This is a genomic window from Amycolatopsis cynarae (assembly GCF_026802195.1).
In the GTDB taxonomy this organism is placed as follows: Bacteria; Actinomycetota; Actinomycetes; order Mycobacteriales; family Pseudonocardiaceae; genus Amycolatopsis_E; species Amycolatopsis_E rhizosphaerae.
Genome location: NZ_CP113836.1, coordinates 3,999,929 through 4,013,749 on the forward strand (window position 1 = coordinate 3,999,929; position 13,821 = coordinate 4,013,749).

Here is a 13,821-nt window from a genome sequence, read left to right on the forward strand (position 1 = left end):
AGGTTTGATTATTAAGCCGCCAAAAGGGTAACCCAGCTCACCCCGGAAGGAAAGCCTATGACACAAACGTGACGGACCCATGGTCGTTCCGGGGACTTTCCGGCTGGGCCTAGCCTGGGCTCATGCCCGCAGAACCGGTGGCCTCCGAGGACCTCGACTACCTCACGTTCGTGGACTACGCGGTCGCCAAGACCACCGCGGAACTCCCCGCGGTCGACCCGGTGGCGATGCGCCTCGGCCTCACGCTCCACCGGCTGACCAGCGCGCTCGTCTACGACTGGGAATCCACCGTGCACCGGCCCCGCGGCTGGAGCTGGGGCGGCTTCCGCGTGCTGTTCGTGCTGTGGCTGGCGGGCCCGATGGAGGCCAAGCGCGTGGCCCAGTTGTCCGGGATGAGCCGGGCCGCGGTCTCCGCCCTCGTCAACACCCTCGAGCGGGACGGCCTCGTCTCCCGCACGCCGTCCGCGCACGACCGGCGGGCGGTGCTGCTGAGCCTCACCGGAGCCGGGTACGAGGCCATCACCACCGCGTACGAGGCGCACAACGAGCGCGAGCAGGCCTGGGCGAAGTCACTGTCCAAGGACGAGCAGGAACAGCTCATCGGCCTGCTGGACAAGCTGGCGGGCGGCCCGGCCGCCAGCGAGGCCAAGCGCCGCTTCTGACCCCCCGCCGGCCACGCTCAGGGCCCGCCGAGGGACACAGGCCCTACGGCAGGATGGCCTCGAGTGCCGAGCACAGCTCGGGCGACTCGGGATCGGTGCGCGGGCGGAAGCGGGCCACCACGTGACCGTCCGGGTCCACCAGGAACTTCTCGAAGTTCCACTGGACGTCGCCCGCCTCGCCGTCCGCGTCGGGGGCCTTGACCAGCTCCGCGTACAGCGGGTGCCGCCCCGGCCCGTTCACCTCGATCTTGTCGAACAGCGGAAAGGTGACGCCGTAGGTGGCCGAGCAGAACTCGGCGATCTCCTCAGGGGTTCCCGGCTCCTGCCCGGCGAACTGGTTGCACGGGAACCCTGCCACGGAAAACCCCTTGTCGCCGTAGCGTTCCTGCAGGCGTTCGAGGCCCTCGTACTGCGGGGTCAGCCCGCAGCGTGAAGCCACGTTCACCACGAGCAGGGCCTTGCGGCCGAGACCGCCGAGGGTCGCGGGTTCGCCGGACAGGGTACGAAGCGGGATTTCGCCGAGAGCCATGACAGTCCTTTACGGGTCGCCGGTGCCTACCGTGGGTGTCTCACCCGCCACCCGAGCACGAACCCCGCTTCCCGCCCAGCGCTTGTGGCGGAGGCCACACCGCGAACCCTCCGGGAGAGGGATCAGCGGCGGTGGCGCGGGGCCGGGACGGTGGTCACACCCTCGGCGGGCCTGAGGCCCAGCGCATCCAGCAGCAGCGCGCAGTCGTCGGCGTTCATCGCCGAGGACGCCACCGCCCGCACCGCCCGCCGGCGCTCGGCCCGTACGGCCTCGCTGTCGCCGGCGACCTCGTGCGGATCAACGACCGAAAAGCGGTTCTCTCGCATGGTTCTCCCCTCCATCCGAACAAGATCGCGTGTAGTGGGCGCGCCCCCGGGTAGCCGGACACCGAGGAAAGGAGCGGCCATGGACTACTCCCCCGACCCGGTGCGGGCCGCAGGCCCGCCCGCCGTCACCGAAGGTACCCCGGACGGGCCGATCGTGCTGGTACTCGACCCGGCGGGCGCGGCGAAGCACGACGGGCTGCCCGCGACCTGGCGGCCCTTCGCCGACCGCTGGCGCATCGTCTGGTGCCGCATGCCCGCCGACGGCGGCCTCAGCGAGGCCGACGAGATCCTCGCCGATCCACCCGTGGGCGGGCGTCCGGTGCACCTGGTGGCCAGTGGCCCGTTCGGCGAAGCCGCGCTCGGCCTCGCCGAGCGCCACCCCGAGGCCGTCCGGGCGGTTCTGCTGGTCGACCCCGCCGCCTCGGGATATGTGGAAGCGGGCGACGGCGCCACCGCCGACGAGTACTGGGAACAGGACTCCGCGCCCCGGCGCGCAGCGCTGGCGCGGTCGGGCGTCGACGTGCGCGTGATCGCCCACAGCGAAGGCGGCGCGCGGGACCGCATTCCCGCCCCGCTGCCCCTCGGCCACCCCGACGTGGCCGAGGCCGTCCGGAAGTCCGTCGCCGATCTCGGCCGGAAGGAGTGACCAGGTGACCCACCCCGACGAATCCCTGCGCGAGGCCCTCGACGAGGACGCCACCCTGCCCGTCGACCCGCTCCAGCCCGTGCCGGACGTCCTCGAACAACGCCAGGAAATCGCCGCGGAGGTGCCCACCGGCGTCCGGCCGGGGCTGCCCGCCGAGGCCGACCCTGGGGACGTGGCCGAGCAGCAGCGGGGCCTGGGCTACCCGGAAGACCAGTTGGACGAGGAGGAGCACGACCATGCCTGATCCGGTACGCATCGTGATCGTGGGCGGGGGCTATGTCGGTGCCAAGGCGGCCCACTACCTGCGCAAGCACCTCGAGCCGGGCGAAGCGGACGTCGTGGTGATCGACCCGCGCTCCTACATGACCTACCAGCCGTTCCTCGCCGAGGCGGCGGCCGGTTCGGTGGAACCCCGGCACGTGGTGGTCCCGCTGCGCGAGGTTCTGCCGGGCTGCCGCGTGGTCGCCGCCGAGGTGACCGGGATCGACCGCACCGAGCGGACCGTGACGATGCGGGTCGCGGGCGGCCACGTCGAGCAGGTGGGCTACGACGTGCTCGTCGTGGCGGTGGGCTCGGTGTCCAAGACGCTGCCGATCCCCGGCCTCGCCGAGCACGGCATCGGATTCAAAACCCTCGAAGAGGCCATCTACCTGCGCAACCACGTGCTGTCGCGGCTCGACCAGGCCGACAGCACGATGGATCCCGAGCTGCGGCGGCGGCTGCTCACCTTCGTCTTCGTCGGCGGCGGCTACGCCGGTGTGGAGGCGATGGCCGAACTGGAGGACATGACGCGGCAGGCCCTGCCGTCGTATTCGATCGGCAGGCACGAACTGCGCTGGGTGCTGGTCGAAGCGATGGACCGGATCATGCCGGAGGTCAGCCCGCAACTGGCGGCCTACACCCTCGAGGTGCTCCGGTCGCGCGGGTTCGAACCCCACCTCGGCACGACGCTGAAGTCGGCCGAACACGGGCACATCGTGCTCGGCGACGGCACCGAGTTCGACGCGGACACCCTGGTGTGGACGGCCGGGGTGCGGCCGAACCCGATGCTCGCCGGCACCGACCTGCCGCTGGACAACCGCGGCCGGGTGATCTGCTCGGCCACCCTCGAGGTCAGGGACAGCCCCTGGGTGTTCGCCGCGGGCGACGCCGCCGCCATTCCCGACCTGTCCAAAAAGGATCCGGATGCGACGTGCCCGCCTTCGGCCCAGCACGCCTCCCGGCAGGCGACGCGGCTGGCGAAGAACGTGCTCGCGTCGCTGCGCGGCGAGCCGCTGGTGCGGTACCGGCACGCGAACGCGGGCTCGGTCGCCAGCCTCGGCCTCTACCAGGGGGTCGCACAGATCTACGGCGTGAAACTGCGGGGCTTCCCGGCGTGGGCGCTGCACCGGGGCTACCACCTGGCCACGATGCCCACGGCGCACCGCAAGGCCCGTATCGCGGCGGACTGGCTGCTGTCACTGCCCTTCCGGCGGCAGGTGGTGGCGACCGGCGAACAGCAGCATCCGCGCAGCCAGTTCGTGCACGCCACGGCGAGATGAGGACCGGCCCGCCAGGGCTCACCGGGCGCCGGACAGCCCCGCCTTCCAGCGCTCACGGTCCTTTTCGGACGCGAAGCAGGAGTCGAAGGAGTTGCGTGCCAGCAGGGCCAGCGCGTCTTCGTCCAGCCCGAACTCCCGCTGGACGGCGGCGAAGTTGTCGTCGGCGTAGCCGCCGAAGTAGGCCGGGTCGTCGCTGTGGACACTCACCAGCAGCCCCTCTTCGAGCATCGCGGGCAGTGGGTGCGCGGCGAGGGAGGGCACCACGTTCAGGGCCACATTGGACAGCGGGCAGACGGTGAGCGGGATGCGCTCGTCGCGCAGCCTCCCCACCAGCACCGGGTCTTCCATCGCGCGGATGCCGTGGTCGATGCGCTCGGCACCCAGCACGTCCAGCGCCTCCCACACGTAGTCCGGGCCGCCCTCCTCACCGGCATGCGCGACCCGGTGCAGTCCCTCCGCCGCCGCCCTCCGGAACACCTCCCGGAACAACGACGGGGGAAATCCCGCCTCGGCCGAGTCCAGCCCGACCCCGGTGAACCGCTCCCGGAACGGCATCGCCGCCCGCAGCATCTCCTCCGCCGCCTGGGCACCGAGATCACGCAGAAAGCAGAGGATCAACTCGGCCGACACCTCCGCGGACTCCTCCACCGCCGCCGACAGTCCCGCGAACACCACCTCCAGCGGGACCCCGTTGGCCAGGTGCGCCTGCGGATCGAAGAAGATCTCGGCGCGGCGGACCCCCGCCGACGCCGCCCGGACCAGATACGCCCGCGCCAGATCGTGGAAGTCCTCCTCGGTCCGCAACACCGGCAGGTTCGCGTAGTACAGGTCCAGGAACGACTGGAGGCCGGTGAAGCGGTAGCGGTCCGTCCGCCCCCTCGTGCCCGCGGCGGGCAGGGTCACCCCGTTGCGGGCCGCGAGCCGCACCAGCAGCCCGGGCTCCAGGGTGCCCTCGATGTGGACGTGCAGTTCCGCCTTGGGCAGCATGCGCACTCCCCTTCCCGGCTTCATCCTCCCGCCGGAGCGCCTGCCCCGCCCGGCGCTGCCCGTCTCTGCCCTGCCCCGGCCTACGCCCGGGCGGCCAGCGCCTGCACCTCGTCGTAGCCCGGAATCCCCGGCGGGACGGGTTCTCCGGCGGCGACCGCCTTCGCCGTCTTCACGGCGGCGCCGAGCGCGGCCCGGAACAGCAGGGACCCGAGGCTGACTCGCCGCACCCCCAGTGCGGTGAGGCGGCGCAGGTCCGGCCCGGACGGCGAGTACAGGATGTTCAGCGGGACCTCCACCGCTTCCACAAGCGAGGCGATCACGCCTTCCTCGGCCAGGCCGGGCACGAACACCCCGTCCGCCCCGGCGTCCGCATAGGACTTCACCCGCCGCAGCGCCTCCCGGTCGTGATCCATACCCGCGGGCCGCAGCCAGTGCGTGTCGGTGCGGGCGTTGACGAACAGGCCGCTGGTCTTGGCGGCGGCGATGAGTTCCTGCTGGTGGCCGATGTCGCCGGCCTCGTCTTCGAGGTTGATCCCAGCGATGCCCAGCGCCGCCAGCCGTGCGGCCAGGTCGGCGACCTCGCCGGGATCGCCGGAAAACCCGCTTTCGATGTCCACGGTGATCAGGCAGGGCAGCCCGGACAGTTTCCGGGCCAGTTCCAGGGTCTCGGCCCGGGTGGCGCCGGTGCCGTCGGGCAGGCCCGCGGCCGCGGCGACCCCGAGGCTGGTGGTGCCGACGGCGGGGAAGCCCTCCGCGGCCAGGGCGGCGGCCGAGGCGTGGTCCCAGGCGTTGGGCAGCAGCAGCGGGCGGGATCCCTGGTGCAGTGCGGCGAAGGCGGCCGCCGGGAGCGGTTGTGCGGATCCGGTCATGCGTCCACGGTAGAGACGCCTCGTATCGGCCGTGACCGAAGCGACGCGCACTCCCCCGCGAAGGGCGCTCGCGGAGCGGTTACCCACCCGTTGGTGCCAGAACCCGCGGGGATCATCACCCTCCGTGGGCTGGATCACCTACATCCGAGTGACCGGCAGGTCGCCCAGCGGGGCGAAATTCAGTTAGCATAGGTCAACTAATTTTCCCCTGGCAGTCTTTGGAGTGGTGGAAGTGGAGTCTGCCCAGCAGACGGTGGACGCCCCGGTCAAACCCCATCGGCGCCACCAGCGCACCTGGTCGGTGGAGGAACTGGGGCCGCGCTACAAGTGGATCGCGCTGTCGAACACGACCCTCGGCATGCTGATGGCCACCATCAACTCGTCGATCGTGCTGATCGCGCTGCCGGACATCTTCCGCGGCATCCACATCAACCCGCTGGAGTCGGGCAACACCAGCTACCTGCTGTGGATGATGATGGGCTTCCTGGTCGTCACCGCGGTGCTGGTGGTCGGCTTCGGCAGGCTCGGCGACATGTACGGCCGGGTCCGCATGTACAACCTCGGCTTCGCGATCTTCGCCCTGTCCTCGGTGCTGCTCGCGCTCACCTGGATGGACGGCGGGGCCGCGGCGGTCTGGATGATCGCCTGGCGGATCGTGCAGGGCATCGGCGGCGCGTTCCTGATGGCCAACTCCAGCGCGATCCTCACCGACGCCTTCCCCGTCCGCCAGCGCGGCATGGCACTGGGCATCAACGGGGTCGCCGCGATCGCGGGCTCCTTCCTCGGGCTGGTCATCGGCGGTCTGCTGGGCCCGGTCGACTGGCGGCTGGTGTTCCTGGTTTCGGTGCCCTTCGGCATTTTCGGCACCGTCTGGGCCTACCTCAAGCTGCACGACACCAGCGAGCGCCACCGCGCCAAGATGGACTGGTGGGGCAACCTCACCTTCGCCGTCGGCCTGATCGCGGTGCTGGTCGGCATCACCTACGGCATCCAGCCCTACGGCGGGCACACCATGGGCTGGACGAGCCCCTTCGTGCTGTCCTGCCTGATCGGCGGCGCGGTGGTGCTGGCGATCTTCGTGGCGATCGAGCTCAGGGTGCCCAACCCGCTGTTCAACCTCGGGCTGTTCCGGATCGGCGCGTTCACCTTCGGCAACCTGGCGAACCTGCTCGCCTCGCTGGGCCGCGGCGGCCTGCAGTTCATCCTGATCATCTGGCTGCAGGGCATCTGGCTGCCGCAGCACGGCTACAGCTTCGAACAGACCCCGCTGTGGGCGGGCATCTACATGCTGCCGATGACCGTCGGCTTCCTCATCTCGGCCCCCACCTCGGGCGTGCTGTCCGACCGGATGGGCGGGCGGGTGCTGGCGATGACCGGCATGCTGGTCACCGCGGCCAGCTTCATCCTGCTGGAAGTGCTGCCGGTGAACTTCGACTACTGGGCCTTCGCCGCGATCCTGCTGCTCAACGGGCTCGGCATGGGCATGTTCGCCTCGCCCAACCGGGCCGAAGTGATGAACAGCCTGCCCGCCAACGCGCGTGGCGCCGGCGCGGGCATGACGGCGACCTTCCAGAACTCGGCGATGGTGCTGTCCATCGGGCTGTTCTTCAGCCTGATGATCGCCGGTCTCGCCGACCACCTGCCCTCGGCGATGGCGCAGGGCCTGACCGCGCACGGGGTGCCCGCGGCCAACGCGAACGCGGTCGCGCAACTGCCCCCGGTCGCGGTGCTGTTCGCGGCGTTCCTCGGCTACAACCCGATCGAACAGCTGCTCGGCCCGGTGCTGCACCAGTTGCGTCCCGACCAGGCCTCCTTCCTCACCGGCCGCAGCTTCTTCCCCAACCTGATCAGCGAACCGTTCTCCAACGGCCTCACCGCGGCCTTCTGGTTCGCGATCATCGTCTGCCTCGTCGCGGCGCTCGCGTCGTGGTTCGCCAGGGCCCACGTCCCGGCCGCCACCGCTCCCGCCTCCCGGGAAACCGTGGGCGCGGAACTGGCGGCCGAAGCCGGTGAGCTCGTCGGCACCGAGTCCGTCGCCACGGTCGGCACGGCGAACGGCACGGCGAACGACACCGACCGCCACGGGGCGAGCCACCAGCGGCAGCCCGGCGCGGTCAGCGGCAGGCTGCGCACCCCCGGCGGGTCGCCCGTGCCCGGCGCGGTGGTCACCGTGACCGGGGAAGAGGGCCTGCAGGCCGGGCGGGCCCGCGCCGACGAATCCGGCACCTACCGGATCGACGGACTGGCAGCGGGCACCTACACGCTGATCGTGACCGCCCCGGGCTTCCAGCCCGCCGCCGCCTCGGTCACCGTCACCGCGTTCGGCGCCGTGCACGATTTCGTCGTGCCGGGCGGGGGTGTCGTGGCCGGTGCCGTGCGCCGCACCGGCGGCGTGCCGCTCGCCGGGACGGTCGTGCTCGCCACCGACGCCGAAGGCAGGCTGGTCGGCCAGGCCACCACCGCCGGTGACGGCACCTTCCTGCTGAGCGGCCTGCCCGCGGGCGAGGTGGTGGTCACCGCGAACGTCGAGAACCACCATCCCCGCGCGGTCACCGTGCTCACCGGCGGTGCCGAACCCGCCGTGGTCGAGCTGCTGGTCGAGGCGGCGGGCGTGCTCTACGGCACGGTCACCGGCCCGGACGAGGCGCCGCTGGCCAACGCCACCGTCACCCTCGCCGACGGCGGCGGCCGCACGGTCGCCACCGCGGTCACCGGTGCGGACGGCCGGTACGAGCTGCGGGACCTGGAACCCGGCGAGTACACCGTGGTGACGAGCCTGTATGAACCCGCGGTGCGGCAGGTGGACCTGTCCTCCGGCGAATCCGCCACGGTGGACGTGGACCTCGCCCCCGGCGCCCGTGCGGACGCGGCGTCATGACCGGCGCGATTCCCCGGCAGGAACGGCCCGGGACCGAGATCACCGGGCGGGTCCGCGACGAGGCAGGCACCCCGGTCCCCGGTTCGGCCGTCACCCTCGTCGACGCGGACGGCCAGCAGGCGGGCCGGACCGCGGCGGGCGAGGACGGCGGGTTCGCCCTGCACGCCCCGGCGCGCGGTACCTACGTGCTGATCGCCTCGGCGGCGGGACACCAGCCCGAGGCCGCCACGGTGAACGTCGCGGACGCGCCGGTGCGGATCGAGGTCGCACTGCGCGGCACGGGCGGGCTCCACGGCGTGGTCCGGAGCTCCGAAACGGGCGTTCCGATCATGGGTGCCGCGGTGACCGTCACCGACCCGCGCGGCGAGGTGATCGGCTCGCGGCTGTCGGGTCCCGGCGGCGACTACACCCTGCCCGGCCTTCCCGCGGGCACCTACACCCTCGCGGTGAACGCGCCCGGCTACCGGCCCACCGCGCTCGCCGTCACCACCGGCGCGACCGCTTCCTCCCGCCAGGACGTGGAACTCGCCGACGGCGCCGTCATCCACGGCACGGTGCGCCTGCCGGAGGGTTCCCGCCCCGCGGTCACCGTGACCCTGCTCGACACCGGGGGAAACGTGGTCCGCACCGGCACCGCCGACGACCGCGGCCGCTACGCGTTCCACGACCTCGACCCCGGCACCTACACCGTCGTCGCCGCGAGCTGGTCGCCCTCGCGCAGGCAGGTGCGGGTGGCGGACGGTGTCCGCAACCGGCACGACGTCCGGCTGTCGTAGGATGCACCGGGGCGGCTGGAAAACGCTTTCGCCGCCCCGGTCATCCGGCCGTCGGAACATGATCGGACCAGGGTGGACACGAACGCCCGAGTCTGGTTGCATGGCGCAGCCGGAGCGGAGGCCGCGAGCCCCGCAACGGTGGTCGAAGAACCCGTACGCGACGAGAAGGCAGTGGTAGATGGCGACGCGGGCGCGAGAACTGCTCATCCGGTCGAGAGCGCTACTGGGCCGCTCCCGGGAGGCGGCCGCCCAGTTCCTCGCCACCCCGCAGCCACCGCCACGGCCTCCGCGAGTCCCCGTCCCCTTACCCCCGCCCGTACCCGCCGCGGACCCGTCCGGGCCGGTGCCGGCAGCGACCGAACCACTGGTTCCGCAGACCGAAACACTGGCCGCGATCTGCGCGAACGTCGCCCTGCGCGACCTCAACCTGGTCGACTCCCTGCTGTCCCAGCTGGAGGAGATGGAAGCCAAGGAAGAGGACACCGAACGGCTGGCCGAACTCTACCGTCTCGACCACCTCGCCACCCGCCTGCGCCGCAACGCGGAGAACCTGCGGGTGCTGGCCGGCCGCGACGCGAATGACTCCACTTCGGACACTTTGTCCCTGGTGGACCTCGTCCGCGCCGGTATGTCCTCCATCGACCACTACGCGCGGGTCACCATCGGCCGGGTGGTAGCGCTTGGGGTGGTCGGGTTCGCCGGCGAAGACCTCAGCCGCCTGCTGGCCGAACTGCTCGACAACGCGACGAAGTCCTCACCGCCCGACGCGCCGGTCCGCGTCAGCGCCCACCTGACCGAACAGGGCAGCGTGCTCGTCCGCATCGAGGACGAGGGCATCGGGCTGCCCGCCGACCGCCTCAGCGAGCTGAACAAGCGCCTGTCCGACGAACCCGTGCTCGACGACGCCGCGGTGCGGCACATGGGGCTGGCCGTGGTGCGCAGGCTCGCCGCGCGGCACGGCATCCGCGCCTGGCTCGACCGCCGCGTCCCGCACGGCACCACCGCCTCCGTCCTGCTGCCCGCCGCACTGGTCAGCGAACTGCCGGAGGCGAACTGGTCGGGCGCGCAGACCGTGTTCTTCCCGCCCACGGGCGAAAAGCCCGCCCGGGCCGTCCCGGACACCCCGTCGCGCCCGGCGGCGGGCCCCCTGCCCCGCCGCACCGCGTCCGCCGAACCGCCGGTGCCCCGCGCCGTGCGGCACACGCCCAGCGAACCGGTGGTCGGCGGCACCACCAGCAGCGGCCTGCCCCGTCGCGTCTCGCAGAGCATCAAAAGCCCCAACGGACACGCCCCGGCAGGCCCGGCGAAGACCACCGGGAGCTCCGCGCCGGGCACCGGCCGCAAGGCCGGGCACGACAAGCTGCTCGCCGATCTCGGTGCCTTCTCCGAGGGCGAACGGGCGGCGCGGGAAGACCAGAAAGCCCAGCGCGACGGCGAATCTTCGCCGCACGACACCGAGGGACAGCAGCAGTGACGGACGAACACCTCCGCCCCGCGGGCCAGGACTTCTCCTGGCTGATCAACGATTTCGTCCGGAAGGTGCACGGCGTCAGCCACGCCCTGATCATGTCCTCCGACGGTTTCCCGCTCACCGCTTCCGAGGCGATGAACACGGTGGAAAGCGAGCAGCTCGCGGCAATCGCCAGCGGCCTGCTCAGCCTCGCGGGCAACAGCGCGGCCCTGTTCGACAAGGGCGGCTGCGAGGAGATCATCATCCGGCTGACCCACGGGTACTTCCTGTTCATGGGCATCGACACCGGGGCGGGCCTCGCCGTGCTGACCAGCCCGGAATGCGACATGAAGGTCGTCGCCTACGAGATGACCCAGTTCGTCACCCACGCCGGGCATGCGCTCACCCCAGAGGCGCGCGCGGACCTGCGCCGCGTGCTCACCGCCCGCCGCCCGATCGGCTAGCGCGACAAGGAAGTGATGACATGTCCCAGGATCCCGGGCGGGGCCAGCCGGTGATGAAGCCGCGCAGCAAGCGAATCCGTCCGTACACGCTCACCGGCGGCCGCACCCGGGGCCGCCACCAGCTGCTGGTGGAGACGCTGATCTCGGTGCCCCGGTACGACCCGGTGCTGAGCGAGAAGCTCATGCCCGAGTCCAAGGCGCTCTACGAGCGGGCGCGCTCGCAGGTGTCGATCGCCGAACTGTCGTCGATGCTGTCGATCCCGCTCGGCGTCGTGCGGGTTTTGGTCAGCGACCTCGCGGCGCAGGGCGCGGTTTTCATCCACCCCACGGCGCACGCCTATCACCACGATCGGAACGTGCTGGAGAGGATCCTCAATGGACTCAAGCAGCTCCCCGTCTGATCCCGGCCAGCTGACGATCTCGGCGAAGATCGTGGTGGCCGGCGGTTTCGGGGTCGGCAAGACGACGTTCGTCGGCTCGGTGTCCGAGGTTCCCCCGCTCAACACCGAGGCCTGGATGACCGAGGCGAGCGAAGGGGTCGACGACCTGCCTCCCGACGCCGCGAAGACCACGACCACGGTCGCCATGGACTTCGGCCGGATCTCGCTGTACTCCGACCTCATGCTGTACCTGTTCGGCACGCCCGGCCAGGCGCGGTTCTGGTTCCTGTGGGACGACCTCTCGCGCGGCGCGCTGGGCGCGATCGTACTGGTGGACACCCGCAGGCTGGACCAGTCGTTCGCCGCCATCAACTATTTCGAAAACGACTCTGACCTGCCGTTCATCGTGGCGGTCAACCTGTTCGACGGGCAGCTGACCCACGATCTGGACGAGGTGCGCGAAGCACTCGCGCTGCGGCCGGAGATCCCGCTGATCACCTGCGACGCGCGCGAGAAGGCCTCCACCGTGGCCGCCCTGCGGGAGCTGGTCACGCACACCCTGTCACTCGCCGAAGTCAGTGAAGTCGGAAGGGTTCGCGCGAATGCGTAAGATCCTGATCATCGGCGCGGGCCAGTCCGGTCTCCAGCTCGCCTTGACCCTGCGCGACCACGACTACGACGTCACGCTGATGTCGGCGCGCACCCCGGACGAGATCCGCGACGGCTACGTCACCTCCACCCAGTGCATGTTCGCCATGTCCATGGCGATCGAACGCCGGCACGGGCTCGACCTCTGGCAGGACGTGGCCCCGCAGATCACCCACCAGGGCTTCAGCCTGGGCGACGGCGAGGGCAACCGGGTGCTCGACTGGCGGGGCCTGTGGGAAGAAGGTCCCGCGCAGTCGGTGGACCAGCGCGTGAAGATGGCCGCCTGGCTGGAACTGCTCGAGGAGCGGGGCGGCAAGGTGATCACGCACGGGGTGACCACGGCGGACCTGAACTCGCTGGCCTCGATGTACGAGCTGACCATCGTCGCGGCGGGCAAGGGCGAACTGGTGCAGCTCTTCGACCGGGATCCCTCCCGGTCGCCCTTCACGCAGAAGCAGCGTTCACTGGCGGTGTGCTATGTGGACGGTCTGGTGCCACGGCCCGAGTACCCGGGCTCGGTCAACGTCTGGTTGAACGTCCTGCCCGGACTCGGCGAGATGATCCACATGCCGGGGTACACCCACACCGGGCCGTGCGACATCCTCTACCTGTCCGCGATCCCCGGCGGACCGCTCGACATCGCGGTCGACCGCCCGTCACCCGAAGAGCAGTTGCGGCGGCAGAAGGAACTGTTCCGCCAGTTCGCGCCGTGGGAGTACGAGCGTTTCAAGGACGCCGAGCTCACCGACCGCCGGGGCGTGCTCAGCGGCGGCTACCCGCCCGTCGTGCGGCGTCCGGTGGGCGAGCTGCCGTCGGGCACGTTCGTGCTCGGCATGGCGGACGTGGTGGTGGCCAACGACCCGGTGACCGGGCAGGGCGCGAACAACGCGACCAAATGCGCGCAGTCCTATTTGGACAGTATTCTGGCGCATGGAGACCGGCCGTTCGACCGCGAGTGGATGCACGGGACGTTCGAGCGCTACTGGAACTACGCCCAGCACGTCACCCGGCTGACCAACACGATGCTGCTGCCTCCGTCCGAATCCGTCATGAGGATCCTGCAGACCGCGCAGACCAACGAGGCGGTGGCCAACCGCTTCGCGCACGGCTTCAACGACCCGGCCTCGATGCAGGACTGGTTCTTCGAGGCGGAGAAGACGGACGCCTACCTGGCTTCGTTCTCCTGAGTCGGCCGTGGCGCACACCTGGGAACCGGGCACCACGGGACTGTTGCGGCTGCCTTCGGGCAGGCTGGTCCGCGGCCGGGGGCTGCGCAAGCCGTTCCCCGAAGGCCAGCGGCCGGCCTTCGCGCTCTACCTGCTCGGGCGCCGGCCGCCGGAGGTCGAATGGGAGTACCGGTGGGTGCGCTGGCCCGACTTCCGGCTCCCGGCCGATCGCGGCGCCGCGGCCGTCGCGTTCGGTGAGGCGTGGGAGCGCTGCGCGAGCGAGCGCGTCGAGGTCGCGTGCGAGGGCGGCAACGGGCGCACCGGCACGGCACTGGCCTGCATCGCCGTGCTCGACGGCGTCCCGGCGAGCGAGGCCGTCGCCTACGTCCGCGAGCACTACTCGCCGCGCGCCGTGGAGACCCTCTGGCAGCGCCGCTACGTCCGCCGCTTCGGCGCCGTCTGACCCGCACCACGGCTAGGTGATGTCTCCCAAGCGGCG

Annotated in this window: 16 protein-coding genes; 12 read left to right on the forward strand and 4 right to left on the reverse strand. The window is 71.3% G+C overall.

Annotation, left to right across the window (positions count from 1 at the left end; translation table 11 throughout):
- The first annotated feature begins 122 nt into the window (after positions 1 to 122).
- Positions 123 to 662, forward strand: coding sequence for a MarR family winged helix-turn-helix transcriptional regulator (locus ORV05_RS19055; protein WP_268440835.1), 540 nt, complete (start codon positions 123 to 125; stop codon positions 660 to 662).
- Between the two features lie 43 nt (positions 663 to 705).
- Here the strand turns inward: ORV05_RS19055 and ORV05_RS19060 are convergent, their stop codons facing one another.
- Entirely contained in the window at positions 706 to 1,191 is a 486-nt protein-coding gene (locus ORV05_RS19060) for a glutathione peroxidase (RefSeq protein ID WP_268440837.1), read from the reverse strand.
- A gap of 122 nt (positions 1,192 to 1,313) precedes the next feature.
- Positions 1,314 to 1,517: a hypothetical protein gene (locus ORV05_RS19065; RefSeq protein WP_268440839.1), complete on the reverse strand. Its 204-nt coding sequence runs from the start codon at positions 1,515 to 1,517 to the stop codon at positions 1,314 to 1,316.
- A gap of 79 nt (positions 1,518 to 1,596) precedes the next feature.
- Here ORV05_RS19065 and ORV05_RS19070 point away from each other — a divergent pair, with 79 nt between their 5' ends.
- Genes ORV05_RS19070 through ORV05_RS19080 form a run of 3 tightly spaced genes read left to right on the forward strand, consistent with a single transcriptional unit; the run spans position 1,597 to position 3,704 of the window.
- Positions 1,597 to 2,163 (forward strand): hypothetical protein, encoded by a 567-nt coding sequence (locus tag ORV05_RS19070; protein ID WP_268440840.1) that lies wholly within the window; start codon positions 1,597 to 1,599, stop codon positions 2,161 to 2,163.
- A gap of 4 nt (positions 2,164 to 2,167) precedes the next feature.
- Complete coding sequence (locus tag ORV05_RS19075; protein WP_268440842.1) at positions 2,168 to 2,407, forward strand: hypothetical protein; 240 nt, start codon at positions 2,168 to 2,170, stop codon at positions 2,405 to 2,407.
- Positions 2,400 to 3,704 (forward strand): NAD(P)/FAD-dependent oxidoreductase, encoded by a 1,305-nt coding sequence (locus tag ORV05_RS19080; protein WP_268440844.1) that lies wholly within the window; start codon positions 2,400 to 2,402, stop codon positions 3,702 to 3,704. The genes ORV05_RS19075 and ORV05_RS19080 overlap by 8 nt, the downstream gene beginning before the upstream one ends.
- An 18-nt stretch (positions 3,705 to 3,722) precedes the next feature.
- Here the strand turns inward: ORV05_RS19080 and ORV05_RS19085 are convergent, their stop codons facing one another.
- On the reverse strand, positions 3,723 to 4,691 hold the full coding sequence (locus tag ORV05_RS19085; protein WP_268440846.1) for an adenosine deaminase: 969 nt from the start codon (positions 4,689 to 4,691) through the stop codon (positions 3,723 to 3,725).
- Between the two features lie 80 nt (positions 4,692 to 4,771).
- A complete protein-coding gene (locus ORV05_RS19090) occupies positions 4,772 to 5,560 on the reverse strand; it encodes an isocitrate lyase/PEP mutase family protein (RefSeq protein ID WP_268440848.1) in 789 nt (262 codons plus the stop codon).
- A 358-nt stretch (positions 5,561 to 5,918) separates the two neighbouring features.
- Here ORV05_RS19090 and ORV05_RS36365 point away from each other — a divergent pair, with 358 nt between their 5' ends.
- The 8 genes from ORV05_RS36365 (at position 5,919) to ORV05_RS19135 (ending at position 13,785) form a co-directional block, all read left to right on the forward strand.
- Positions 5,919 to 8,438 carry an MFS transporter gene (locus tag ORV05_RS36365; protein ID WP_326938156.1) on the forward strand — a complete coding sequence of 840 codons (2,520 nt, stop codon included), beginning with the start codon at positions 5,919 to 5,921 and terminating at the stop codon, positions 8,436 to 8,438.
- Positions 8,435 to 9,214 (forward strand): MSCRAMM family protein, encoded by a 780-nt coding sequence (locus tag ORV05_RS19105; RefSeq protein ID WP_268440850.1) that lies wholly within the window; start codon positions 8,435 to 8,437, stop codon positions 9,212 to 9,214. The genes ORV05_RS36365 and ORV05_RS19105 overlap by 4 nt, the downstream gene beginning before the upstream one ends.
- A 178-nt stretch (positions 9,215 to 9,392) precedes the next feature.
- The gene (locus ORV05_RS19110) at positions 9,393 to 10,688 is read left to right on the forward strand and encodes a sensor histidine kinase (protein WP_268440852.1); all 1,296 of its coding nucleotides are present in this window, start codon (positions 9,393 to 9,395) and stop codon (positions 10,686 to 10,688) included.
- Positions 10,685 to 11,128, forward strand: a complete 444-nt coding sequence (locus ORV05_RS19115) for a roadblock/LC7 domain-containing protein (protein WP_268440854.1) — start codon at positions 10,685 to 10,687, stop codon at positions 11,126 to 11,128. Before ORV05_RS19110 ends, ORV05_RS19115 begins: the two co-directional genes overlap by 4 nt.
- 20 nt (positions 11,129 to 11,148) lie before the next feature.
- Positions 11,149 to 11,529 carry a DUF742 domain-containing protein gene (locus ORV05_RS19120; protein WP_144590520.1) on the forward strand — a complete coding sequence of 127 codons (381 nt, stop codon included), beginning with the start codon at positions 11,149 to 11,151 and terminating at the stop codon, positions 11,527 to 11,529.
- The gene (locus ORV05_RS19125; RefSeq protein WP_268440857.1) at positions 11,504 to 12,118 is read left to right on the forward strand and encodes a GTP-binding protein; all 615 of its coding nucleotides are present in this window, start codon (positions 11,504 to 11,506) and stop codon (positions 12,116 to 12,118) included. Before ORV05_RS19120 ends, ORV05_RS19125 begins: the two co-directional genes overlap by 26 nt.
- Entirely contained in the window at positions 12,111 to 13,343 is a 1,233-nt protein-coding gene (locus ORV05_RS19130) for a styrene monooxygenase/indole monooxygenase family protein (protein ID WP_268440859.1), read from the forward strand. Before ORV05_RS19125 ends, ORV05_RS19130 begins: the two co-directional genes overlap by 8 nt.
- 7 nt (positions 13,344 to 13,350) lie before the next feature.
- The gene (locus ORV05_RS19135) at positions 13,351 to 13,785 is read left to right on the forward strand and encodes a protein-tyrosine phosphatase family protein (protein ID WP_268440861.1); all 435 of its coding nucleotides are present in this window, start codon (positions 13,351 to 13,353) and stop codon (positions 13,783 to 13,785) included.
- Positions 13,786 to 13,821 lie beyond the last annotated feature (36 nt).

Bases quoted from the DNA above. Each gene is read 5' to 3' on its own strand.
- ORV05_RS19110 (WP_268440852.1), top strand. From the start codon at position 9,393: ATGGCGACGCGGGCGCGAGAACTGCTCATCCGGTCGAGAGCGCTACTG.
- ORV05_RS19065 (WP_268440839.1), bottom strand. From the start codon at position 1,517: ATGCGAGAGAACCGCTTTTCGGTCGTTGATCCGCACGAGGTCGCCGGC.
- ORV05_RS19085 (WP_268440846.1), bottom strand. From the start codon at position 4,691: ATGCTGCCCAAGGCGGAACTGCACGTCCACATCGAGGGCACCCTGGAG.
- ORV05_RS19070 (WP_268440840.1), top strand. From the start codon at position 1,597: ATGGACTACTCCCCCGACCCGGTGCGGGCCGCAGGCCCGCCCGCCGTC.
- ORV05_RS19060 (WP_268440837.1), bottom strand. From the start codon at position 1,191: ATGGCTCTCGGCGAAATCCCGCTTCGTACCCTGTCCGGCGAACCCGCG.
- ORV05_RS36365 (WP_326938156.1), top strand. From the start codon at position 5,919: ATGCTGATGGCCACCATCAACTCGTCGATCGTGCTGATCGCGCTGCCG.
- ORV05_RS19120 (WP_144590520.1), top strand. From the start codon at position 11,149: ATGTCCCAGGATCCCGGGCGGGGCCAGCCGGTGATGAAGCCGCGCAGC.
- ORV05_RS19105 (WP_268440850.1), top strand. From the start codon at position 8,435: ATGACCGGCGCGATTCCCCGGCAGGAACGGCCCGGGACCGAGATCACC.
- ORV05_RS19090 (WP_268440848.1), bottom strand. From the start codon at position 5,560: ATGACCGGATCCGCACAACCGCTCCCGGCGGCCGCCTTCGCCGCACTG.
- ORV05_RS19125 (WP_268440857.1), top strand. From the start codon at position 11,504: ATGGACTCAAGCAGCTCCCCGTCTGATCCCGGCCAGCTGACGATCTCG.
- ORV05_RS19055 (WP_268440835.1), top strand. From the start codon at position 123: ATGCCCGCAGAACCGGTGGCCTCCGAGGACCTCGACTACCTCACGTTC.
- ORV05_RS19080 (WP_268440844.1), top strand. From the start codon at position 2,400: ATGCCTGATCCGGTACGCATCGTGATCGTGGGCGGGGGCTATGTCGGT.
- ORV05_RS19130 (WP_268440859.1), top strand. From the start codon at position 12,111: ATGCGTAAGATCCTGATCATCGGCGCGGGCCAGTCCGGTCTCCAGCTC.